23 protein-coding genes and 1 pseudogene are annotated in these 22,304 nt (G+C 42.5%); 12 read left to right on the forward strand and 12 right to left on the reverse strand.

Annotated features, from left to right (window positions below; translation table 11 throughout):
* Nucleotides 1–15: 15 nt before the first annotated feature.
* The 3 genes from L2740_RS16280 to L2740_RS16290 all read left to right on the forward strand — a co-directional run bounded on the left by L2740_RS16280 (nucleotide 16) and on the right by L2740_RS16290 (nucleotide 2,939).
* Complete coding sequence (locus tag L2740_RS16280) at nucleotides 16–333, forward strand: cupin domain-containing protein (protein ID WP_248951160.1); 318 nt, start codon at nucleotides 16–18, stop codon at nucleotides 331–333.
* 240 nt (nucleotides 334–573) lie between these two features.
* Complete coding sequence (locus L2740_RS16285; RefSeq protein WP_248951161.1) at nucleotides 574–2,511, forward strand: peptidase U32 family protein; 1,938 nt, start codon at nucleotides 574–576, stop codon at nucleotides 2,509–2,511.
* A gap of 53 nt (nucleotides 2,512–2,564) precedes the next feature.
* On the forward strand, nucleotides 2,565–2,939 hold the full coding sequence (locus tag L2740_RS16290; protein ID WP_248951162.1) for a PH domain-containing protein: 375 nt from the start codon (nucleotides 2,565–2,567) through the stop codon (nucleotides 2,937–2,939).
* Between the two features lie 60 nt (nucleotides 2,940–2,999).
* Here the strand turns inward: L2740_RS16290 and L2740_RS16295 are convergent.
* Nucleotides 3,000–3,200, reverse strand: a pseudogene (locus L2740_RS16295) (AAA family ATPase); the annotation flags it as partial.
* 186 nt (nucleotides 3,201–3,386) lie between these two features.
* On the opposite strand from L2740_RS16295, the gene L2740_RS16300 reads away from it, so the two are divergent.
* The gene (locus L2740_RS16300) at nucleotides 3,387–3,824 is read left to right on the forward strand and encodes an HNH endonuclease (protein WP_248951164.1); all 438 of its coding nucleotides are present in this window, start codon (nucleotides 3,387–3,389) and stop codon (nucleotides 3,822–3,824) included.
* 6 nt (nucleotides 3,825–3,830) lie between these two features.
* Here L2740_RS16300 and L2740_RS16305 read toward each other — a convergent pair whose 3' ends face one another.
* The 5 genes from L2740_RS16305 to yjjX form a co-directional block, all read right to left on the reverse strand.
* The gene (locus tag L2740_RS16305; protein ID WP_248951165.1) at nucleotides 3,831–4,274 is read right to left on the reverse strand and encodes a SufE family protein; all 444 of its coding nucleotides are present in this window, start codon (nucleotides 4,272–4,274) and stop codon (nucleotides 3,831–3,833) included.
* A gap of 68 nt (nucleotides 4,275–4,342) precedes the next feature.
* On the reverse strand, nucleotides 4,343–5,554 hold the full coding sequence (locus L2740_RS16310) for a cysteine desulfurase (RefSeq protein WP_248951166.1): 1,212 nt from the start codon (nucleotides 5,552–5,554) through the stop codon (nucleotides 4,343–4,345).
* A gap of 96 nt (nucleotides 5,555–5,650) precedes the next feature.
* Nucleotides 5,651–6,694, reverse strand: a complete 1,044-nt coding sequence (locus tag L2740_RS16315; RefSeq protein ID WP_248951167.1) for an NADP(H)-dependent aldo-keto reductase — start codon at nucleotides 6,692–6,694, stop codon at nucleotides 5,651–5,653.
* Nucleotides 6,695–6,835: 141 nt separating this feature from the next.
* On the reverse strand, nucleotides 6,836–7,768 hold the full coding sequence (locus L2740_RS16320; RefSeq protein WP_248951168.1) for a bifunctional helix-turn-helix transcriptional regulator/GNAT family N-acetyltransferase: 933 nt from the start codon (nucleotides 7,766–7,768) through the stop codon (nucleotides 6,836–6,838).
* Between the two features lie 105 nt (nucleotides 7,769–7,873).
* Nucleotides 7,874–8,413, reverse strand: coding sequence for an inosine/xanthosine triphosphatase (gene yjjX, locus L2740_RS16325; RefSeq protein ID WP_248951169.1), 540 nt, complete (start codon nucleotides 8,411–8,413; stop codon nucleotides 7,874–7,876).
* Nucleotides 8,414–8,969: 556 nt separating this feature from the next.
* Between yjjX and L2740_RS16330 the strand changes: the two genes are divergently transcribed.
* Together L2740_RS16330 and L2740_RS16335 are read left to right on the forward strand one after the other, a co-directional pair.
* Nucleotides 8,970–10,322 carry an SLC5/6 family protein gene (locus tag L2740_RS16330; RefSeq protein ID WP_248469986.1) on the forward strand — a complete coding sequence of 451 codons (1,353 nt, stop codon included), beginning with the start codon at nucleotides 8,970–8,972 and terminating at the stop codon, nucleotides 10,320–10,322.
* Between the two features lie 126 nt (nucleotides 10,323–10,448).
* Complete coding sequence (locus L2740_RS16335; RefSeq protein WP_248951170.1) at nucleotides 10,449–11,816, forward strand: L-serine ammonia-lyase; 1,368 nt, start codon at nucleotides 10,449–10,451, stop codon at nucleotides 11,814–11,816.
* Nucleotides 11,817–11,904: 88 nt separating this feature from the next.
* Here the strand turns inward: L2740_RS16335 and L2740_RS16340 are convergent, their stop codons facing one another.
* Nucleotides 11,905–12,348 (reverse strand): GNAT family N-acetyltransferase, encoded by a 444-nt coding sequence (locus L2740_RS16340; RefSeq protein ID WP_248951171.1) that lies wholly within the window; start codon nucleotides 12,346–12,348, stop codon nucleotides 11,905–11,907.
* 153 nt (nucleotides 12,349–12,501) lie between these two features.
* Between L2740_RS16340 and L2740_RS16345 the strand changes: the two genes are divergently transcribed.
* Together L2740_RS16345 and L2740_RS16350 are read left to right on the forward strand one after the other, a co-directional pair.
* Nucleotides 12,502–12,795: a hypothetical protein gene (locus L2740_RS16345; protein WP_248951172.1), complete on the forward strand. Its 294-nt coding sequence runs from the start codon at nucleotides 12,502–12,504 to the stop codon at nucleotides 12,793–12,795.
* A gap of 170 nt (nucleotides 12,796–12,965) precedes the next feature.
* Nucleotides 12,966–14,264 carry a dicarboxylate/amino acid:cation symporter gene (locus L2740_RS16350; protein WP_248469981.1) on the forward strand — a complete coding sequence of 433 codons (1,299 nt, stop codon included), beginning with the start codon at nucleotides 12,966–12,968 and terminating at the stop codon, nucleotides 14,262–14,264.
* Nucleotides 14,265–14,390: 126 nt separating this feature from the next.
* Here the strand turns inward: L2740_RS16350 and L2740_RS16355 are convergent, their stop codons facing one another.
* The gene (locus tag L2740_RS16355) at nucleotides 14,391–14,804 is read right to left on the reverse strand and encodes an META domain-containing protein (protein WP_248951173.1); all 414 of its coding nucleotides are present in this window, start codon (nucleotides 14,802–14,804) and stop codon (nucleotides 14,391–14,393) included.
* Between the two features lie 99 nt (nucleotides 14,805–14,903).
* On the opposite strand from L2740_RS16355, the gene L2740_RS16360 reads away from it, so the two are divergent.
* Nucleotides 14,904–15,122, forward strand: a complete 219-nt coding sequence (locus L2740_RS16360) for a hypothetical protein (protein WP_248951174.1) — start codon at nucleotides 14,904–14,906, stop codon at nucleotides 15,120–15,122.
* 157 nt (nucleotides 15,123–15,279) lie between these two features.
* On the opposite strand, the gene L2740_RS16365 is transcribed toward L2740_RS16360, so the two are convergent.
* The gene (locus L2740_RS16365) at nucleotides 15,280–16,221 is read right to left on the reverse strand and encodes a GGDEF domain-containing protein (protein ID WP_248951175.1); all 942 of its coding nucleotides are present in this window, start codon (nucleotides 16,219–16,221) and stop codon (nucleotides 15,280–15,282) included.
* A 407-nt stretch (nucleotides 16,222–16,628) separates the two neighbouring features.
* Here L2740_RS16365 and L2740_RS16370 point away from each other — a divergent pair, with 407 nt between their 5' ends.
* Both L2740_RS16370 and L2740_RS16375 read left to right on the forward strand, forming a co-directional pair.
* The gene (locus L2740_RS16370) at nucleotides 16,629–17,186 is read left to right on the forward strand and encodes a GNAT family N-acetyltransferase (RefSeq protein ID WP_248951176.1); all 558 of its coding nucleotides are present in this window, start codon (nucleotides 16,629–16,631) and stop codon (nucleotides 17,184–17,186) included.
* 8 nt (nucleotides 17,187–17,194) lie between these two features.
* Nucleotides 17,195–17,545 (forward strand): hypothetical protein, encoded by a 351-nt coding sequence (locus L2740_RS16375; protein WP_248951177.1) that lies wholly within the window; start codon nucleotides 17,195–17,197, stop codon nucleotides 17,543–17,545.
* 123 nt (nucleotides 17,546–17,668) lie between these two features.
* Here the strand turns inward: L2740_RS16375 and L2740_RS16380 are convergent, their stop codons facing one another.
* Together L2740_RS16380 and L2740_RS16385 are read right to left on the reverse strand one after the other, a co-directional pair.
* Nucleotides 17,669–18,415 (reverse strand): class I SAM-dependent methyltransferase, encoded by a 747-nt coding sequence (locus L2740_RS16380; RefSeq protein WP_248951178.1) that lies wholly within the window; start codon nucleotides 18,413–18,415, stop codon nucleotides 17,669–17,671.
* A 453-nt stretch (nucleotides 18,416–18,868) separates the two neighbouring features.
* Entirely contained in the window at nucleotides 18,869–19,402 is a 534-nt protein-coding gene (locus L2740_RS16385; RefSeq protein WP_248951179.1) for a DUF3016 domain-containing protein, read from the reverse strand.
* A 581-nt stretch (nucleotides 19,403–19,983) separates the two neighbouring features.
* On the opposite strand from L2740_RS16385, the gene L2740_RS16390 reads away from it, so the two are divergent.
* Nucleotides 19,984–20,679, forward strand: a complete 696-nt coding sequence (locus L2740_RS16390) for a VC0807 family protein (RefSeq protein ID WP_248951180.1) — start codon at nucleotides 19,984–19,986, stop codon at nucleotides 20,677–20,679.
* Between the two features lie 336 nt (nucleotides 20,680–21,015).
* Here the strand turns inward: L2740_RS16390 and L2740_RS16395 are convergent, their stop codons facing one another.
* On the reverse strand, nucleotides 21,016–22,023 hold the full coding sequence (locus tag L2740_RS16395; RefSeq protein WP_248951181.1) for a DUF4238 domain-containing protein: 1,008 nt from the start codon (nucleotides 22,021–22,023) through the stop codon (nucleotides 21,016–21,018).
* Nucleotides 22,024–22,304 lie beyond the last annotated feature (281 nt).

The raw sequence follows: 22,304 nt of genomic DNA on the forward strand, positions 1-22,304 counted from the left end.
CGAATAGGAAAGCTAATGCAAAAGCAGAATATCTTTACAGAACTGCCAAGTGACTTGTCACAAGAAGTATTTGAGCCACTGATTAAAACTGACAAGGTATTGATTGAGCGAATTGTTTCAAAAGCTCATGTGACACCAGTAGGCCAATGGTACGATCAAGCTCATAGTGAATGGGTGATGGTGGTGCAGGGTGCCGCTAAACTTGAATTTAATGATGGTAAGACGGTAAAGCTCAATGTTGGCGAGCATATTAATATTGCGGCGCACGTTAAGCACCGAGTCGCTTGGACCTGTGAGCAAACAGAGACCATTTGGCTAGCCGTCCACTATTAGCCATACTGGCAACAGCCTCGCAATATCAGCCACGAATTATCAGTAATAATCGGCTAAGTATTTATAAAGTAGATAACTTTTATTGTCTGCTCTGCGATATCAAGGCTGACATAAAGACTGACATAAAAAGCTTAGCCAACTGCTCAAAAATTGATTTTATATTAGCTAACGCCAAAGCTTGGCAGTTTTGCTATAATCTTCGCCCAAAATATTTGTGTTAACCCTTTTTGAGTGATTTTTATGAGCAATGTTGGCATCTATACCCCTAGCGATAAGCCTGATGACGCGGTGCATACTCCACTAGAGATGCAAAATAACCGTTTAGAGCTGTTAGCTCCGGCTAAGAATGCCGACTATGGTATCGAAGCTATTCGCCATGGTGCCGATGCGGTATACATTGGCGGTCCAGCTTTTGGTGCTCGTGCGACTGCGGGCAATAGTGTTGAAGACATTGCACGCCTATGTACTTTTGCTCATCAATATCACGCGCAAGTGTTTGTCGCTATCAACACCATTTTGATGGACGACGAACTCGATGCCGCGCAAAAACTCATTTGGGAAGTTTATGAAGCGGGCGCCGATGCACTTATCGTGCAAGACATGGGCATATTGCAACTTGATTTACCGCCTATTGCGCTGCACGCCAGTACGCAAATGGATAACCGTAGCCCTGAGAAAGTGGCTTTTTTAGAGCAGGTTGGTTTCTCACAAGTAGTGCTTGCCCGTGAATTAGGCCTAAGTCAAATTCGCGACGTTGCCGCTAAGACCAATATGCAAATTGAGTTCTTTATTCATGGTGCATTGTGTGTTGCTTATAGCGGCTTATGTAACTTAAGCCACTCGTTTAGCAACCGTAGTGCTAACCGCGGTGAATGCTCGCAGATGTGTCGTTTACCGGGCGAGCTGAAAACCCGTCAAGGTGAAGTCTTAGCGCAAAATGAGCACTTGTTATCACTTAAAGATAATAACCAAACCGATAACTTAGAAGCTTTGATTGATGCAGGCGTGCGCTCGTTTAAAATTGAAGGTCGCCTAAAAGATCTAAGCTACGTTAAAAATGTCACCGCCCATTATCGTCAAGAGTTAGATAAGATCATTGCTCGTCGTCCGGAGTTTGTCACCTCGTCTCATGGACGCTGTGAACATACCTTTACGCCAGATCCTGAAAAGACTTTCAACCGAGGCCGTACCGATTACTTCGTCAATGAACGTAGCCAAGGCGTAAGCGATTTCCGCTCGCCAAAGTATATCGGTGAAGAAGTTGCAACAGTTAAGCGTATTGGCACCGATTTTATTGAAGTGACTTCAACTGAGACTTTTAATAATGGTGACGGTTTATGTTTCTTCCCAAGTGATTACGCTGAAGCAAAGCAGTCCGACGACAAGTTAAAAGGTCTACGAGTTAACCGCGCTGAAGGCTTAAAGCTGTTTGTGGCGCGTATGCCAAAAGAGCTTAAAGTGGGCATGACGATTTATCGTAACCACAACCAAGCCTTTGAAGCAGTACTCGCTAAAGAGTCATCTAAACGTATTATAGGTGTTGATTTAGTCTTAGCTGATACCGATGATGGTGTGTCGCTGACCATGACTGATGTCTATGGTCATACTGCGACCCAGACGTTAGTGGTTGAGAAAACCGCAGCAACGGATGTTGAAAAAGCCCAACAAGGTCTGCGTAAGCAGCTCGCTAAACTTGGTAGCACAGACTTTAAAGCCCATAACATTTTAATTGAAACCGCACAGACTTGGTTTATCCCAACCTCGCTACTGAATGGTTTGCGCCGTGATACCGTCGCCGCGTTAGAACAAGCTCGAGTTAATGATTATGTTCGTCCAAAAGCATGGAAATATAATCAAGACGCTGTGTATCCAGTTAAGCATTTAAGCTATTTGGGCAACGTGGCTAACGAGCAAGCTAAAGCGTTTTATCAGCGCCATGGTGTCATTGAAATTCAAGATACCTATGAGAAAAACGGCATTACAGAAGATGTGCCATTAATGGTGACCAAGCACTGCCTGCGCTTTAACTTTAATCTTTGTCCAAAAGAAGTGCCGGGGATCAAGGCTGATCCTATGGTATTGGAAATTGGTAAAGATGTGCTTAAGCTAGTGTTCGACTGCCCGAAATGTGAAATGATGGTCGTAGGTGAGAACAGACAGGTTCGCACAGCAGATTAGATCCCTCGCACGTCGGCGGATCAAATTTACTCACACTATTAAGGAAAATAGACATGGGATTATTAGATTCGCTGATGGGCAACGCATCTGAGGTTAACCTTGATGAGTTAACCCAGGAATTAAGTGCGATTATGGCTGACGATGAGTCGCTAACTTTAGCTTATAAGGTTATTCGCGACATGTTCGTGTTTACCAACAAACGCCTTATCTTAATTGATAAACAAGGCGTTACTGGTAAGAAGGTGAGTTATCACTCTGTGCCATATAAGTCGATTACCCATTTTGAAGTGGAAACGGCCGGCACCTTTGATATGGATGCAGAGCTAAAGATTTGGATCTCTGGTCAAAAAGACCCGCTGATTAAAGAGCTCAAGCGTGGCACTGACGTCGTCGGTATTCAAAAGACAATCGCTAATATGTCGTTATAGGTTCTCTATCGGTTTTCAAAGTAAGTCAATGCCAATCGCAGCTAGTCATTTACCAATGCTTTAGCTGCGATTTTTCCAGTGCCAGCTGGGTTTAGTTAACATATCCTGCTCAACAATTTCTGTTTGCCCTAACTGCTTATCCAGCTCAATAAGATTGCAATCCTCAAACTGATTTAACGCGTTAATCAATCGATTGGCATGGGACAGGACCCAAAGCTGACAGTGCTCAGAGGCTTTGGCAATAATGCGTGAAAGTGCCGGTGATTGCTGTTGCAAATAGTTGCCTGCAGTGAGATCTTTTACTGACTACAAGATAAAAGCCTGTTTTTGAATAAGTCGCTTATCTTACCTGAGCAAAATAGAGTTTTCGAGGATGAGTGGCTGATTGAGTTTAATACGGTTACTTGTTAGTAAGCTAAGCTGGTTAAAACGCAAAAGGAGTTGGCTATGTGGTCAGTAACGTTTCAAGCAGAAACGAGGCGAAGTAAGTCTTATAAGACAGAAAATGGTGCATTAAAAGCGATATGGAAATGGTTAAAAGCCAATGAGGAGCAAGGAATTGATGGTCATGCAATCTTGATTGCTCCTGGCTGTGTTCCGGAGCGTTATGATGATTGGCTGCAACTTCCTTTTACAGAGCAAAAGCGTGATTTCTACAGCTCTGGTAAATGGAAAATATTGAGGCATCAAGCGTTAGTAAAGTACGGTAGTCGTTGTTCATGTTGTGGTATTACGCCAGAACAAGGTGCAACAATGCATGTTGATCACATTAAACCTCGATCTAAATATCCAGAGTTAGCTTTGGATATTCAGAATCTACAGATATTGTGCGAGGCATGTAATGCGGGTAAATCCAACCTTTGCGAAGTGCAGTGGCGTGACTAAAACAGCTTAAGCCACCGCCTTTATCGCATTGGCCAGAGCGAGTAAACCATTTGTGCGCGATGGGCTCAGTTGGCCTGCAAGACCTAGTTTTGCGAAAAATTCATTAGGCTCAAAAGCATTAATCTCTGCACTGTTTTTGCCATTACAGGCAATTAATAATAGTGCGATTAAGCCTTTTACAATGCGAGCATCACTGTCGGCGATAAAATAATGTAAGCCATTAATCTCGGTGTGATAAAGCCATGCATTGCTTTCACAGCCTCGAACCTGTGCACTATCGACACGCAGTTGCTCATCAAGTTTTGGCAGTGCTTTACCGAGTAACATGATTTGACGATAACGCTCTTGCCAGTTACCTGCCTGCTCAAATAGCGTTAATGTCGCCTGTAGATCGTTATCAAGGATTGCAGTTAAAAACTGTTCATTAGCGGGTTGAACTGGCTGACTCATTAAATGACCTAAATTGAATTAATTAAATAAAAAAGTGCTTAGCTTTTCCTAGAACCTATGACCTTCTGTTACAACAACAAGTCTTTTACCGATTTCATCGCATCAATGAAGTTATCGATATCAGCCTTATTAGTATAAACCCCAATTGATGCGCGGCAGCAGCCTTTTAATCCTAAAGTTTGCATTAGCGGCATGGCGCAGTGATGGCCACAGCGCACGGCGATACCTTGTTGGTCCAGTAAAATGCCTACATCTTGATGATGCTCGTCGGCTAAGTTAAATGCCACTGCGCCAATATTGTCGCTATGGGCTGCGTAAAGCACTATGTCGCCTAATTTGCTCAGTTTATCTTGCAGGTAGTTAAGTAATGCTTGCTCTTGGGCATGAACTTGCTCGCGAGGCAGGGCTTGAATAAAGTCGATTGCCGCGCCTAAACCAATCACTTCAGCAATCGGTGGCGTACCTGCTTCAAGGCGATTAGGTAAGCTATTAAATTCAGTGTGCTCAAAGCTAACCGTTTTAATCATTTCACCGCCAGTCAAAAGCGGACGTAAGCTATCAAGTATATCAAAGCGGCCATAAAGCACGCCTATACCTGTTGGGCCATACATTTTATGGCCTGAGAATACATAGAAGTCACATGCCAACGCCTGAACATCAACCTCAAGGTGAGCGATAGCTTGTGCACCATCAACTAACGTCAGTGCGCCGGCTTGCTTGGCTAATGCAACGAGTTCGTGAACTGGGTTTAGTGTGCCTAATGCGTTGGATACATGACTCAGCGCCACAATAGCAGGTTGCTGCTCCAATAACGCTTTATAGGCGGTTAGATCTAAACGGCAATCAGCCGTTAGCGGGATCGGTTTTACCACAGCGCCTGTGCGTTTAGCGAGTTGCTGCCAAGGTACGATGTTGGCGTGGTGCGCTGCACTATCAACTAAAATTAGCTGGCCTTGACTAAGCTGCTCAGTTAATCCATTCGCCACAATATTGATGGATTCTGTTGTGCCGTGACTAAAGATAATTTCGCTACGTTGCTTAGCGTTAATAAATTGCTTTAGTTTATCGCGCACAGCTTCATATTGGCTGGTGGCGCGGGCTGATAGCTGATGCGCTGCGCGGTGCACATTGGCATTATCACACTGATAGTAGTGATTCATGGCATCAATCACCAGCTGAGGTTTTTGGCTGGTGGCAGCGGTATCGAGATAGCATAACGGGTAGCCATCATTTGATTGAGCAAGTGTGGGAAACTGTGACCGCAGCGTTGAGAGATCCATAAATCTGATCCGAGGTTATGAGTAAAATAAAAAGGCGCGCAGATCTTGTAAGATCTGTGCGCCTAAAGCAAGGTAAGACTGCTAATTTATGCCTTTTTATGGGCAAGGCACTCGATATTGCAGGGCTAATTCATCGAGGCGCAGTTGTAATTCTGGCGAAATCGCACAGTTAATGCTGTCGATATTTTGCTTTAGTTGCTCAAGGTTCGTTGCACCAATGATGTTTGAAGCCACAAACTTTCTTGAATTAACAAATGCTAGCGCCATTTGGGCTGGGCTCATATTGAACTCTTGTGCGAGCTCAACATAAGCTCTAGTCGCATCTAACGCCATCTGCGTGCCCGTGTAACGCGCGAAGCGCTTAAATAGCGTCATTCTCGCGCCTTCTGGCCACTGATTGTCGAGGTACTTACCTGATAACGCGCCAAACGCTAGTGGCGAGTAGGCTAATAATGGTACTTCTTCACGGTGGCTTATTTCTGCCATGCCGATTTCATAGCTACGGTTAAGCAAGTTATACGGGTTTTGCACTGAAACAATTTTCGGTAAGTCATGTTTCTCGGCTAAACGCAGGTATTCCATAAAGCCCCAAGGCGTTTCGTTAGAGATCCCTATGTAGCGGATTTTTCCAGCCTTCACCAAATCGGATAATGCCTCAAGGGTATCAATAATCGGAGTCTGCTTTTCATGCTCATCTATCTGGTTGTAACTGAGTTCACCGAAGAAGTTGGTGTTGCGGTCTGGCCAATGGACTTGGTAAAGATCAATTGTGTCGAGCTGTAAACGCTCAAGTGATGCATCAACGGCGGCATGAACATTACGCCAGTCTAGTGCCATATTTGGGCGAATATAATCACTCTTGCCACCGGGAGCGGCAACTTTACTGGCAATAATAAGATTATCGCGATTGCCTCTTTGTTTTAGATAGTTACCTAGAATGCGTTCGGTTTCACCCTGAGTTTCTGCTTCAGGAGGAACCGGATACATCTCAGCTGTATCGATGAAGTTAACACCTTCACCTATGGCGTAATCGAGTTGTTCGAATGCTTGTGCTTGGGTATTTTGAGCGCCCCAAGTCATGGTGCCTAAACAGATTTGGCTAACGTGTAAACTTGAATGCGAAAGACGTTTATATTCCATAAAAACTCACTTATTACCTGAATAACACCTATTTTGAGGCTAGCAAGCTTTAGCCATAAAAACTATTAACTTATGTCGAGTATGACGGTTAAGCCTTACTAATTGCCTGCTTAATAGAGACAAGCTTGCTATTGCTTAATATTAGCTAGGAGCTAACGACTTGAGCATGGTAATTTCACAGGCGTCATGGCCGGTATTACCTAAAGGCGCGTCGAGATGAGTAAAGCCTAGTGACTCATACAGCTTTATCGCTTCAATCAAGTTAGCTGTCGTTTCTAAATAACAGGCGCTATATTGCTGCGCTTGTGCAAATGCTATGGCTTCAAGCGCTAACCGCCGTGCAAACCCTTTACCACGCAGCTCACTGGCAAAATACATTTTTTGTAGTTCACAAATACCAGTTTGCCCTGCTAAGGGGGCGATACCCGCACCTCCGAGCACTTTGCCATCACGTTCAATAATCCAATAATGTGCATTATCGTGTTGGTAAACTTCGCTCAAACTATCTAGCGTTTTATCGGCAACGCCGTAGCCTTTATCAGCCGTTAAGCCATATTCTGCTGATACTTGGCGGATCACCTGTGCTATTTGCGCATTATCTTGTTTGCTAATACTACGTACTTTATAGCCTTGCTGGCACTTTGAGTGCATAACCGCTTTGTTATAGCGGGCGAGGGATATTTCAAGATCACTGATATGCTCTTTAGGTAATTGAGCCAAAATATCGCTGAATTGCTGGTTTTGTTGTTGATTCAGTTTCAATAACTGCTTCTTGCCTTTAGCACTAATTTGTACCACAAGGCTGCGATTATCTCGTGGATTAGCCTGTGTGGTGGCAAAACCTTTGTCGACCAAGTGGCTGACTGCTCGGCTGGCATTGGACTTGTCGATATTAAGCAGTATTGCAAGTTGTTTGATAGCGTAAGTGCTCTCGCCGAGTTCTATTAAGGCGTGGGCCTGCACAGGAGATAATGGTTGATTACCGCAGGCTGCATCTAATAACCCCAATTGACGAATAAGTTGTCTGGAAAGGCGGCGTAGCTGTGACGCTGATTTGGGTTGAGCTTGATTCATCAAACAGTGCTCGTAAGTTAGTTGCGAGTAGCATCTAACTTACGAGCACTGTTTTTCAAAATCAAGCTTATTTAGCTAAAAATAATCAAGTTAATACTAATTGAGTTAGTTGGCGTAAAGCTCAGGGTGCAGCATTGGTGCCATGGCAAGCATAATTGCCTGGGTATAATTGCTTTGGCGTGTCTCATTACCATTGGTTAATAATGATATCGCACCACCTTTTTGTTTTATATTGACGGTATCAAACATTGCGTCCATCACATGACCAAGCTCTTGGCCTTGGCTTAATGCTTGATATACCGCCATTGGCAACGGTAATTGTGCACCACGGCCAATACTGACCTGAGTGTTATGAGCAATGGCAATATAAGCAAAGGTTGCTGGGCCATTTTCAAATAGATCGACACCACCTTCCATTGCAATAAAGTAATCGGCCTGATATTGGTTTTGGCAGTACTTAACTCTATTTATGGCACCAAGCTTGGTTTCTGCTTCAGTCATTGGTTGATCAGCAACTAAAGAGGGAGCGTCTACTCCTTGGCATTGGATTTCATATTCCGGGAAAAGACGTTCAAGGGCGGTGCGAGCAGCGGCAACTTTAACTGGATTTTTAGAGCCGACTATAATGCTAATACTTGCTTTCATTTTGGTTATTTTTCTCGAGTACAGACAGAGCGAATTACACTAGTGTATTGCAATTTATGCTTAGCTTCATCTGTAAGTTTTTGGCTTGAAGTTGCAATAAAATGCTAATGCTTATAATTGGTAACGAGTGCTCAAAATAAAATTACATTTTTTTTGCATTAGTTTAGCTAATGCCAAGCTTATAAGTGGTCACAAATAACGTGATCTGTTTCAAGGAATGTGGTCTTGTTGTCGGGTGATGTATCTAAAAGTGGTTTTTTGTGAGCTATGTCCGCGAGCAAAAAATCTTATTGCGAAGTTTTATATCAGCATTCCATGATTTAAGTAAACTTAATGTTAACTGCGGGTTCGATACGGTTATTTTTATTGGTAATAAATGAAAATTTATTACGCGATTAAAGAGATCTGGCTCACAGAATGATTACATTGTGAAAATCAATTACAGAATATGAACTCAGATCAATTTTTAGCGCGTGCATTAGGATACTCTTAACCGCGAAAATACTCCTGAGATCAAAATTTATTGGTGTTTCTCAGCACCATCAAGGTAACAAGAATGCAAAAAGACGCGATCACAACAAAAGATACGGCAACGACCAAGTCGCTGCCTTGGACACGTCAAGATACCACTTGGATGTTAAGTTTATTTGGTACAGCAGTTGGTGCCGGAATTCTATTCCTACCAATTAACGCTGGTATGGGCGGTTTCTGGCCGCTAATGATGATGGTTGCCATCATCGGTCCAATGACTTACCTAGCTCACCGTGGTCTATCACGCTTTGTTTGTTCATCAAGCAAGCCAGGCAGCGATATTACTCACGTAGTAGAAGAGCACTTTGGTGTTGGTGCTGGTAAGGCAATTACTTTGCTTTACTTCTTTGCTATCTACCCAATCGTTTTGATCTACGGTGTAGGTATTACTAACACGGTTGAAAGCTTTATCGTTAACCAGCTAAACATTTTTGTGGAAGTACCACGTTTAGCGGCTGATGGTGCACCTATGCTAACTGAAGCTGGTGTGCAGATTATGGATAAAGTATCTGGTGTACCACGCTGGTTGCTATCTGGTGGCTTAATTGTCGCTATGATGTCAGTAATGGTTGCTGGTGAAAAAATGATGCTTAAAGTAACTCAGCTATTGGTTTACCCATTAGTGGCTATTCTAGCATTCATGTCTTTCTACCTAATTCCAGACTGGAAGATGGACGCACTAGAAGTTGTGCCTGCAGCAGGTGAATTCCTAGGCACAGTTTGGTTGACTATCCCAGTATTGATTTTTGCTTTTAACCACTCACCAGCGATTTCACAGTTCTCTGTATCGTTAAAGCGTGAGCACGGTGCAAATGCAGCACGTAAAGCAGACGTTATCCTACGTAACACAACGTTGATGTTAGTTGGTTTCGTAATGCTATTCGTAGTGTCATGTGTATTATCTCTATCTCCAGCACAGCTTGCTGAAGCAAAAGAGTTAAACCTGCCAATTCTTTCTTACTTGGCAAACGTACATGAGAGTGGATTTGTAAGCTACTTCGGTCCATTCATTGCTTTCGTTGCGATTATCTCTTCTTTCTTCGGTCACTACATGGGTGCTACTGAAGGTATGAAAGGTCTAATCACTAAGCAATTACGCTCAAGTGGTAAAGAAGTTTCTGACTCTAAACTAAACAAGTTTATTTTAGGTTTCATGTTCATCACTATCTGGGGCGTGGCAATTATTAACCCAAGCATCCTAGGTATGATTGAAGCACTAGGTGGCCCAATCATCGCGGCTATTCTTTACCTAATGCCAATGTATGCGATTCACAAAGTACCTGCTCTAGCTGCGTATCGTGGACGTTTCAGCAACATCTTCGTAGTGGTTGCTGGTTTACTTGCAATGACTGCAATCCTATTCGGATTACTGTCTTAATAAAGATACTGGCTGGGTGTTTAACGTTGCATGCGAGCAGCTTTAGCGCCCAGCTTTTTAGTTCCATAGATGTATGACAAAGCCAGGAACTCTCCCGGCTTTTCCTCTTTTTTCGAGGTTATTTTCATGTTTAGCGCATTTGATATTTTTAAGATAGGTGTGGGTCCATCGAGCTCTCATACTGTCGGGCCGATGAAGGCCGCCAAAGAGTTTATCGATGATGTTCGTCAAACGGGTCAATTTGAACAAGTGACACGTTTAGGCGTTGAGATTTTTGGTTCTTTATCGTTAACCGGTAAAGGTCACCACACTGATATCGCTATCATCGTTGGTTTAGGTGGTAATTCGCCACATGACGTTGATATTGATGCAATCCCAGGTTTTATTGCTGACGTTGAGCAAACTAAAAAGCTACCTATGGGCAGCGAAAAGCAGCTAGTAGACTTTGGTCATGATGCAGTGATCTTCCACAGCCACGCATTACCATTACATGAAAATGGTATGATGTTGCACGCTTACAATGGTGACGAGCTTGTACTAAGCAAGACTTACTATTCAGTCGGTGGTGGCTTTGTTGTTGAAGAATCGCAATTCGGTAAAGAAGTTGAAAACCCAGTTGAAGTGCCATACCCGTTTAACTATGCAGATGAGCTATTAGCAACCTGTAAAGAAACTGGCCTAAGCATCAGTAGCATCATGTTTAAGAATGAATTGGCATTCAACAGTGAAGAAGCTATTTACGATGGTTTTGGCGCAGTATGGTCAACCATGCATGATGCTATTGAAAAAGGCTGTCAAACTGAAGGTGTATTAGCTGGCCCACTAAAAGTGGCTCGTCGTGCACCAGCACTTTACCGCCAATTGCTTACTGGTGAGCGCCTATCTAGCGACCCAATGGAAATCGTTGATTGGATCAACGTATTTGCGATGGCTGTAAGTGAAGAAAACGCTGCTGGTGGCCGTGTGGTGACTTCACCAACAAACGGCGCCGCAGGTATTATTCCTGCGGTACTAGCTTACTACAATAAGTTCATTAAACCAGTTGGTAAGCAAGAGTACACTCGCTTCTTCTTAGCTGCTGCTGCAGTTGGCTCGCTATACAAGCGTAACGCTTCTATCTCTGGTGCCGAAGTTGGTTGTCAGGGTGAAGTGGGTGTAGCTTGTTCAATGGCTGCTGCTGGTCTTGCTGAGATCATGGGCGCAAACCCTGAGCAAGTATGTATGGCTGCAGAGATCGGCATGGAGCATAACTTAGGTCTAACTTGTGACCCAGTTGCTGGCCAAGTTCAGGTTCCTTGTATTGAGCGTAACGCTATTGCTGCTGTTAAAGCGATTAACTCATCACGTATGGCTATGCGTCGTAACTGCGCACCAAAGGTGAGCTTAGATAAAGTTATCGCGACTATGTACGAAACGGGTAAAGATATGCACGTTAAGTACCGTGAAACTAGCCAAGGTGGTTTGGCGATTAAAGTCACTAGCATCTGCGGTTAACTTTTAGTCCAACACAAGCAAGTAGTAAAAAGGCCATCAAATGATGGCCTTTTTCATATCCAGATTTGGGGATCATACTAATTTGGTATTACTTTTGCTCGTACATCAAATAATAGCTTTGCTCCATACCTAGTGCGCTATAAGTTTGCTGCGCCTTAGTATTTTCTTGCTCAACGTAGAGTCTAAAGCTGGCTGCACCACCGTTTTCCGCAGCAATATCTTTAACCGTTTGGTAAAGCTTGCCGTAAATACCTTGGCGGCGATTCTGGGGACGAATATACACACTTTGGATCCAGTAATAGTCTTTAGCGCGCCAGTCGCTCCATTCAAAGGTCACCATCAGTGAGCCTGCAATTTCGCCGTTAATCTCAGCGACTAAGTAAAAGCCTTTCTCTGGTGATGTCAGTAAGGTATTTACGCCTTTTTCAAGTGTTTGGCTGTCTAGGCTTAAGCCTTCGGTTTCTTGTGCCATCGCTTGGTTAAAGTTAACTAGGGCGTGTAGGTCGGCGAGTTGGCCTTTACGAATAATCATTAATAAGGTTCCTTTTTTTGGCTCACTCTAACACGAAGCGAAATCAAGCTTAATGCTGTTTAACTAACTGCTGAAAATTTTCACTAATTAATATTCGACTAAAGTCTAACTCTGCTAGACTTTTTCTATGGCCAGCACACAACTGGAGTCAGTATGAAAAAGTCCCAAGTAACTTCTCTCGCTACAAAGCCCGAGGCTCGAAAATGTGCCCTAAAGCGTGACCCACAAGACATTAAGCATGGATGGCACTTTGTTTTAACTCTGCTTACGCTCGGTTTATGGGGGCTTGTTTGGTGGTGGCTTATTCTGCGGGCTGAAGGAAAAGCATTTTTTTCAGGCTTTGATGACGCATATTGGAGCCACCTCATGGAGCGAGACCAACCTCCCGCTGCACTATATAAAATGCAATTCTCAAAAAATCATAAAACCTCAAAATTTGATGCTTAAAATTATGATATCTTTAGTGCTATAGCGGTTTTTGTAGTGACTCCTATATGGGGCAAACCAGCGTGACATAGATCATCTCCTGCTATTGCAGCGTATGCTAAACTGCCGCGTTATTTTTTAAGCTGGCCGCTAGGCTGGTTGTCCTCCCTCCACTGTTTCAAGGTTTAAATATGTCGAATCAACAAGCTTCACTTTTTAAGAAAGTGTGGTCGAGCTGGATGTCTGTGCCTTTATGGTTACAGATCATGATTGGTATGCTGTTAGGTATTTTAACCGGAATTGGCTTAGGCGAGCAGGCTACTTACTTAAAACCGATTGGTACGTTATTCGTTAACACCATCAAAATGCTGATTGTTCCTTTGGTATTTTGTTCTCTGATTGTGGGTGTTACTTCGATGCAAGACACCGCCAAAATGGGGCGCATTGGGTTTAAGTCATTTGCTTTCTACTTAGGTACAACTTCAATTGCAATCACTCTAGGCTTAGTGGTTGGCCATATTATGCAGCCTGGTACTGGCTTAGATATGGTGCCACATGAGTCTGCTGAGGTTGTTAAGCAGGCACCGTCTATCATGCAAACCTTGATTGATATTGTGCCGACCAACCCAGTTGCTGCACTTGCTAGTGGTCAAATCCTACAAGTTATTGTGTTTGCTGTCGCGCTAGGTATTGCACTAGTGCTAATTGGCGACCATGGCAAACCAGCTATTCAAGTATTCGAAAGCTTGGCTGAAGCTATGTATAAGCTTACCGACCTTGTAATGAAGCTTGCACCATACGGTGTATTTGGTTTGATGGCGTGGGTTGCTGGTGAGTATGGCGTTGATATGTTGATGCCGCTTATCAAGGTAATTGTGGCAGTTTATATCGGCTGTTTCTTACATGTCGTTGGTTTCTACAGCTTTGTGTTAGTGGTATTTGCCAAACTTAACCCATTGCAGTTCTTCAAAGGGATTAGCAATGCCATTGCGGTTGCTTACACCACATCAAGCTCTGCGGGTACATTACCAGCCAGCATGAAGTGTGCTAGTGAGTACTTAGGCGTAAACAAGAAGATCTCAAGCTTTGTATTGCCGCTAGGTACGACTATCAACATGGACGGTACCGCGCTTTACCAAGGCGTAACGGCACTGTTTGTGGCGCAAGCTTTTGGTATCGACTTAACTTGGGTTGATTACATCACTATTATTTTGACTGCAACTTTGGCCTCTATTGGTACCGCAGGTGTACCTGGTGCGGGCCTTGTGATGCTAACACTTGTGTTAACCACTGTTGGCTTGCCACTTGAAGGTGTTGCGCTAATTGCGGGTATCGACCGTATTTTGGATATGGCGCGTACTGTAGTAAACGTATCGGGCGACTTAGTTGCAACCACTGTAATTGCAAAGTCAGAAGGCGAGATAGATGTTGAGCATTACAATGCCAATGCAGAAGATAGCGCTGAAATGGCAGAGAAACTGAAGTCTTAATCGCTATTGTTATTGACAATTTTTGCTAACAAAAAACCGCCAATAGGCGGTTTTTTTATGTCTGGAACATTTATGCCGATTTACCATGGATGGTAAAAAATCGGCTTTATGTCTGGAACTAAATGCTTATTTTTTACTTAAAACGAATACCGTTTTGTCGTCAGCATCTTTTAGTAGCAATTTGCCTTTAGCCATTTCAGCTTGAGCAACTTGAGGCATAGCTTGCATTACGCGTTGCTCTTGTGCCATTAGTGCATCAACACAAGCTTTCATGGTGTTGCCCGCAGGTTGCAGTGTTAATGCTTGACCATCAATGGTGTAGCTACCAAAGAAATTATTGCAGCTGTTGTTACCGGTTAATTTGCCATCTGCAGCAAAAATAAGTTCTGCTGGGCTGTAATCAATAACTGGCTTGCCAGCTGCAGTTTCAATGTGCCATGTGCCTTCGATGGCTAAATCCTCAACTTGAGTTTGAGGAGTTGACTGACATGCAGCTAAACCCAATAGCAGACCTGCTACGATGAAGGATTGTTTTATCATGTTGTGGATCCAAAGTGATTAATATCGGTATATTGTGAGTATATTATACTAAGCGCTAGGCGAATTAGTAAAAAAATCAGTAGAAAAAGGTGGTTTAACGTGCAAAAACGTATCATAGATACCCTGAAAATGATGCACTGGTTAGGATTAGCCATGTTATTGACTGCAATAGGGATCTATTTTCTATCTGATTGGTCACAGCAGCTTGCTGGCATGGTACTGGTGGCGAGCTTGGCAGGTCTTGGTATGGTGCTAATGTCACCTTTCCCCATTGCGTTGTTTTTAGAGTGGGCGAGGGCGCAAAATCCCAGCGAATAAAAGCATGCGTAAATAGCGGTTACTAATTAAAAGGATTGTTGCTATTTGCTTGAGCGCCTCACCCAAAACTGAGTATTGGTAATGGGTAAGGGCGGAGCTCACAGTCACTAGTGCTAATTAATTCTTTGCTAAATTAACTAAGCGACTGACGCTGGGATTATCGTCTTTTGGCTAAAATTTGCGCGCGATTCTTTTCAAGATCGGCAATCGCCTCTTGCTGCATCGGCATCAACGATTGCTGGCTGTCAGGGCTAAAGAAACACATACCGCTGACTAAATCGACATCAGGCGCCTCCCTAACGAGTCGCTTACGCAGGCGTGCAACCAAAGTATCTAAGTTAGATTCATGGTCTATAAAAGCCAAAATAATAAACTGCTTATCATCGAAACGCGCACAAATGTCCGCTTCACGCATACTTTCTGAGATAACTCTCGCTATTGTACGAATAAACTGCGAGCCAATCGCCTCAGATGCATTTGCTCTTGATGGCATGGCCTCAAGTACAATTAACCCAGCATGAGAACCAAACCGCCTACTCAAGCTGAGTTGCCTTGGTGCCATTAAGTTAAAGCCATAAGGGTTAAGCATGTAGGTGAACTCATCCTGCACTGATAATCTTTGCAGTTGCTCCATCATATACATTTGCTTAAATTCGCCTTGAATCAAGGCTTTTACCGAGCCGCATACCGCAGCGTGAGTAGCTGTCATCTTCTCAGGTTGTGGATCGCAAATAAGCAAACAGCCAAATACTCGGCCATCAGGCCATGAAAGCTGAACGGCTAATAAACGCTCTGCAGCATTGGTTGCACAACCAATTTCAGCAGGGTCTATGTGGATAACGCCAAAATCGGCTTTTTCAGTCATTGACTGAATTAATCCTTTTGCCTCGAATATTTCACCTAAGATCAAATTTTTCGAGTCGAAAGGGGCGCTACAAACCGTTTGGGCTTCTTCGCCATTGGTTTGTATAATTAAGGTATTTTTTGCTTGGTAAAGGTCGTTTATAACATCGACCTGTTGCTGCCATCTTGGCATACTAATCGCGGGATGATCCTTTTCCCTTAGCCAAACCTTTTGGTTATTGTCTTGGGCTAACATATTGGGCTCATTGGTTATTGCTGAGGCGGCATTCGTGCCTAATGACTAAACGACTATACTAACTTTCGATGGTTATTTGAATGTTAAAAATGTAGGTTTTTTGCTGTTTTATGCTTGAATAGTACACATCGGAGCACTTGGCTAAAGCTCATCATTTAGTTTGAGCTTGATGAAACGGCCATCTATCAAGCTTGCAGCATATTCCGCTATAATCAGCATATACGCCTGATACGTATCTAATAGCAAAACAATATAAGCAGTCAGCACATAACCATCTATCAGCTATGCATTTTTGTAAATGTTGACGCTGTGTTAATCAGCATAACTATGCGGTGAATTGTTTATTTTTTTAGTATTGTAGATAGATGCAAGGCATCCTATTTGGGCTGTAAGAACTTAATGTAAAGATGAATATAAGAAGAGCTAAAATAGCGGATATTGCCGCATTAGTTGCATTAGAACAGATGCACTTACAAGATGAATTAGCAGCCGATAAACGTGATAACTCGTTTGAAGGTCAATCCTTTTCAAAAGCCGACTTTACAACATTAATCGGCCAACATTGGGTTGTGGTCGCTGAAGTCGATGCTGAAATTATTGGCTATGTTATTGCGGGTAAATGGTCTTTCTTTAAGCAATGGCCAATTTATCGCAACTTGCTTAATCGTTTACCGAAACTTGATTATGAACGCGCGAAACTCACCGAGAGTAACTGTTGCCAATATGGCCCAATATGGATTGCCAAGCAGCATCGTGGTCAAGGTATATTCGAAGCCATGGTGGCATTTTTAAAAAAACAGGTTGGCAGTGAGCGGTGTTACATGCTGACTTTTATTGCCGAAGATAATCAAGGCTCATTTGCAGCCCATACCCGCAAAGCTGGTATGCAAGTTGTCGATTATATTAGTTTTGACGGCCGTGATTACTATTTATTAGTTCTGCCAACCAATGAAAGCTTTTTCTAAGGATTTATATGTTATCAGCATCAGTTGCCGCGATTTTTAACCCATACCTGAGTCTGAACTTATCGGGTTTCGATAACCTAAAGTTAGTGGTTGCGGTGTTAACTGCTAAAGGCCAAGAGTGCCATGCATTAGAAGCTGAAGTCAGCATTGATGGAGTTAAACAAACGGCTTATCTCGTGCGATGGCACAAGCACTTTATCTACTGTGGCCGCACTAATTCATACGGTAATCAGTTAGATGAAATCGCCGACCTAGAAGATATCAGCGCCGAATCAATCGAAGTGCTACAACCGCCAATTTTATCGATGCAACAGCTGGAGTTTATGTGCATGGAGAATGCACATTTTGATCATTGTTAGGCGTGTTTGATTAAATCCAGTTGTTAACTCTGAAAAAGTGGCGCTTTAGCGCCACTTTTGATTTTTGTCTTGCAGAATTAAATGACCTCGATAGAGAGGCTGAACTTGCAGTGAGCCGTTAGGTTATCGCTTGGCAACCAGAATATAGCTCATTGGCAGTTCAATACCTGCAGCTTGATTACGATTGTGAGACTGGGAAATATCATGGCTGTACTCAATGAATCTAGCGATATTTAGCCCACTTTCAATGACGGCTGTAATAATGTCTGAGATTTTCCACACAAACCAATATTGGGTTGTGGTTTGCTCTGCGGTTTTGCCTACATAGTCTAAGCCGCTAGTATCTTCATAGGGCTCACTTTTAAAGTAAGGCTCAATGATCTGCAGTGGGTGTGCTGCTAAATTATCGTCTTGTGACAACATCTCGATTACCGGGTGCAGCTCATAAATGAACAGTGAACCTGTCGGCTTTAATAGTGCACTGACCTTAGCAAAAAATGCCTTGATGTCTGGTAGCCAACCAAGAGCGCCAACAGTAATATAGACAACATCAAATTTTGAATGATATTCATCTTTTATATCAAATACATCGGTGCAGACAAATTGGCAGTCATTATTACTTATCGCTGCTCGATTTGTTGCTTCTTCAATGGCAAGATCGCAAATATCGAAGCCAACACAATAACCGGCTCCCATATTCTTTAGTGACATTAATTCTATGCCATTATTACAACATAGATGGGCGATATCTTTGCCTTTAAAACCCAGCTTATACCATTCATCAAGTTCTGGATTGATGATGACGCTATGGTTTTTATTCTTAAACGCTTGATCAAGTTTTGCTCTATTTTCTTTTTGGTGAGCAGGCATAATTTGATTCTAAGCTTGGCGATTCGACTCAGTATACTCTTTGATTTTTTTCATGTTTCAGACTCAATTGAACTGTAGTTATAGGAGTAGTAAGCGTTACTTTTTACTAAACCTAATAAGAGGAACTCGATAAGGAGTGCTGAAAAATGCCAAAGCATAATGTCAGTATAGGGGAGTAAGGGCGTAACTCGATAGCGCCTGCACCTAATGACGTGCGTGCAAATTATATGCAAAATTTTGAAGTTTAAACACGGATAACTAAGCATTTATCGCAGTTTGTGAGGGTTATCAAGCTTTGCTCAGCAGATGACAATAAGCGAGCAGGAGAGGTGTAAACGGTTATCCAATACTGCAGCGCCTAACTTCATCATGATACTGATTGGTGTTAGGCGCAGTAGGAAACTTATATTGTTCGATGAAAGGTTTCTTCTTCGGTCATCTTAAGTGGCTTTATCATAACGCTGGTATTATGGTTTTCTTAAACCAATCGGTGAGTAATTCTTGTTCGTAACGAAAGCTATCATTAGTTAATGGCTGAATACCTGAAAGGTAGCCCATATTTCTTAGTTTCTCAGTTCCTGACGCGATGACTTTTCCATCTTGACTTAACACATACTCAAAATCTAATTTCGGTGGATAAAGGTCAGTTACTACACGAATGTCGTCTACTGAGGCACCAAAAGTGGGCTGAACATCTCCAGCAAGATCGACATTGGTCACAGTGAGATCTAATTGCAGCCCCTCAGTTAAATGTTTATTGGCAAGCTTACCGAGCTCCTGGGTAAGCTGGGTAAACAGGTACTGCTCAAACTTTGATTGCACGCCAATAGTCGCTTCAATATCGGTATAGTCATTAGTGTTTTGCCAGAGAATATTGACATTACCGTCATTAGTCAGAAAGTTCTGCGGCTCGGTAGGAGCTTGTTGAGCACAACCTGCCACGGTAAATATTGCGGTAAACAGCACTATCATTAGTAAGTGTTTCATATTTGCGCCTTTTTTGTTAGGTAATATTCTGTTTAGCATAAAGCTTGCTTACTTTTAGTCGATCAACAGCTAATACTGATTGTTATAAGTTATAGATCAATTTTTGTAATTACCCAGTTCAATCTTCCCCTGAGTTGATGTAAGCATTTTTTAGCTGTAATCAGTTTTAGGTTAAATAATAGTAGGTTGAATATACTGACGAAGCAAACTGGTGATGAGTGAGGAGCGGCATCCTCTGACTAATTCGTTTAAATGATGCAATGGGAACTCAAAAGCTCTAGGGGGATTGTGGGCGCTATGCTTGTATATTCGATTATCGCTCCTAACGGCTAAAGTATCTCGGAGTATGGTTAAGCCGCACTATTCTAATTCAAGTCCTTTTTTTGATGTTTGATAAACTCGACTCGCAACAATGGTTGCTTAAGAGTGACACCTTCGCCAGAAACAGGTATTTTTACGCCCTTGTGTGCGACCTAGTATCCATGCTGGCATCATAGAGTGGTTAGTCTAGGATAATAGAAGCAGCGCTGGTTTATCTTTAAATTTTTAGAAGCTTTTATGCTTCCCTTGGAAAACAACATATGAGTAGTACATCAACGCATAAACCTCGGCCTATGGTTGATCTGTTAGTGAGCATCGCCATTCCCGCTTTTATCTTAATGAAGTTAAGTGGTGATGAGCAGCTAGGTGCGAGTGGTGGTTTAATGTTGGCGTTAAGCTTTCCATTAGGCTGGGGTATTTTTGAGCTTATCAAATATAGAAAATTTAATTTTATCGCTTTGCTTGGCCTAGCCAATGTGGGGCTAACCGGCGGTATTGGTTTACTGGAACTTGATCTGAAGTGGTTGGCAATCAAAGAAGCCGCGATCCCCGCTGCTATCGGTATTGCAGTGCTTATTTCGACCTTTACTTCTAAGCCACTAATCAAAGCTATGGTTTTTAATCCAGCGGTGATGGACGTTGATAAGATCATGCAGCGCTTACAACAGAACAATTGCGTGGCGGCGTTTGAAAAGCGACTGATGACAGCTACCTATATGGTTGCAGGCTCGTTTGCGTTCTCGGCCACGATGAATTACATATTGGCGAAATGGATAGTGACTAGCCCAACTGGCACCCCTGAGTTTAATGAGCAGTTAGGGGAGTTGAGTTTATACAGTTACCCAATGATTGCTGTGCCATCGATGTTGATGATGATGGCCACTTTTTATTATTTATGGCGCACGATTCGAGATCTGACCGGGCTTAAGCTGGAAGAGGTTTTGGCAAACCAATAATGGTTGTTGATGTGGGACTGGTTCCCACACTTTAGGTTAGTAATCAAACTTCGTTTGATAAAAGTCGTGGGATTCCATCCCACACCCGGGCAAAAGGGGGGACAACAGCTTCCCCCTCTTGCATCACCCGAGCCGCCCCTACGAAGTTGTTGATCCTCATGCTCCAATAAAAATTGCCTAACGGCTCAGATGGGACATCCATGTCCCCCCGAGCCTGAACCATCATCCATGATGGTTCTACGGCATTTTCATCTACGCATTTCGGCAACTCCGATGGGGAACCGGTGTTCTTTGTGAATACTGGTATTCTTTTGATTTATAAGAGTCATGGTTCTTTTAAGTATTCTTAACCTTTTCGAGATTTATACCTACGTACTTCTTATATGCCTTAAGAGATTCTTCACTATTGCCAATAATATGGACATTGGCTTGTTTCGCTATTTTTATATTCATTTCTTCCACTATATCGACAGATACTTGAACTTTACCTCGTGGAAAGCGATTTGATTTATTGACCATGTATGCAACCGTTGGTGATATCGGATAGTACAAATCACACTCATGCTCCTTGGGAGGTTTTATCTCATCAGTCACTGCTAGATGAACATTAATAACTGGCTGATCAGAGGTAATGAATGAAATCTCAGTATTATTGATAAGTAAACAGTGATTATCATTATACCTGTCTAGAAATATAGAACTTCCTATGTTCATACCAAACATGTAACTGATGAACCACCAACACTCTTTCATAGCATTAGCGAGGTGTTTTTCCTTTTCAGTTGCAGCATTATTCGATAGGCTAGTTAGAACTTTACTCTTAAATGTCTTCGTTCTAGTTATTTGCTGAGCCAAAAACTGCATAAAAAAGCACATATTATTGTTGTCATTTAACACTGATAAATCATGTTCGGCTAATGCCGTGATAATAATTTGTACTTCTTTTTCATGTGCAGAGTGAAGCCTTTCAATACCATTACTTCTCCATGCTTCTAGCATTTTATCTGTAGTATCATCTTTTTTATTTACCTGTTGATACCTAGCTTCTAAATTTTGCATCAATAAAAAATCACTAAGATAAAACATATGTTGTTTATGTAGTTCTTGAGGGCTCTCTTTTGAGAAGCTTTTAATGGCCTCAATGTGAGTTGGAGTGAGGTATTCGACTCGATAAAAATCACGCTCGACAGCCACATTTTTAACACTATCAAATGCAGTCTTCTTATTTTTCTTACTCGTATAGAAAACCTGTTTATTATCAGGAGACCATCGCTTCATGTAGTAAGCCCAAACGTAGTGATTGTTTTTAGTGGCCTCTAAACTTTTCTTGCTGATTTCCGCCATATGCTCTCAGTTATACTCAAATATTTGCTTTGGGCTGTTGCTTGGGAAATGACATTAGGTAACGAGCAATTATAATAATCAACTCTTCAGCTAGATAATACCGCTTTCCTAACTCGGTGTAGATACGGCCGTGACCGTCCATGACATGGACGTCATGGCCGAGCTTACAGGGATGATGGGATGGACACCTCTTGTTAAACCGGCGTCATTTGCGCCATATTGAATTTGTGCGTTCAATAACTAACAAAAGGTGTCCAATATGAAAGTTACACTAATAGGAA

Origin of the sequence: Shewanella pneumatophori (assembly GCF_023283895.1) — a bacterium.
GTDB classification, from domain to species: domain Bacteria; phylum Pseudomonadota; class Gammaproteobacteria; order Enterobacterales; family Shewanellaceae; genus Shewanella; species Shewanella pneumatophori.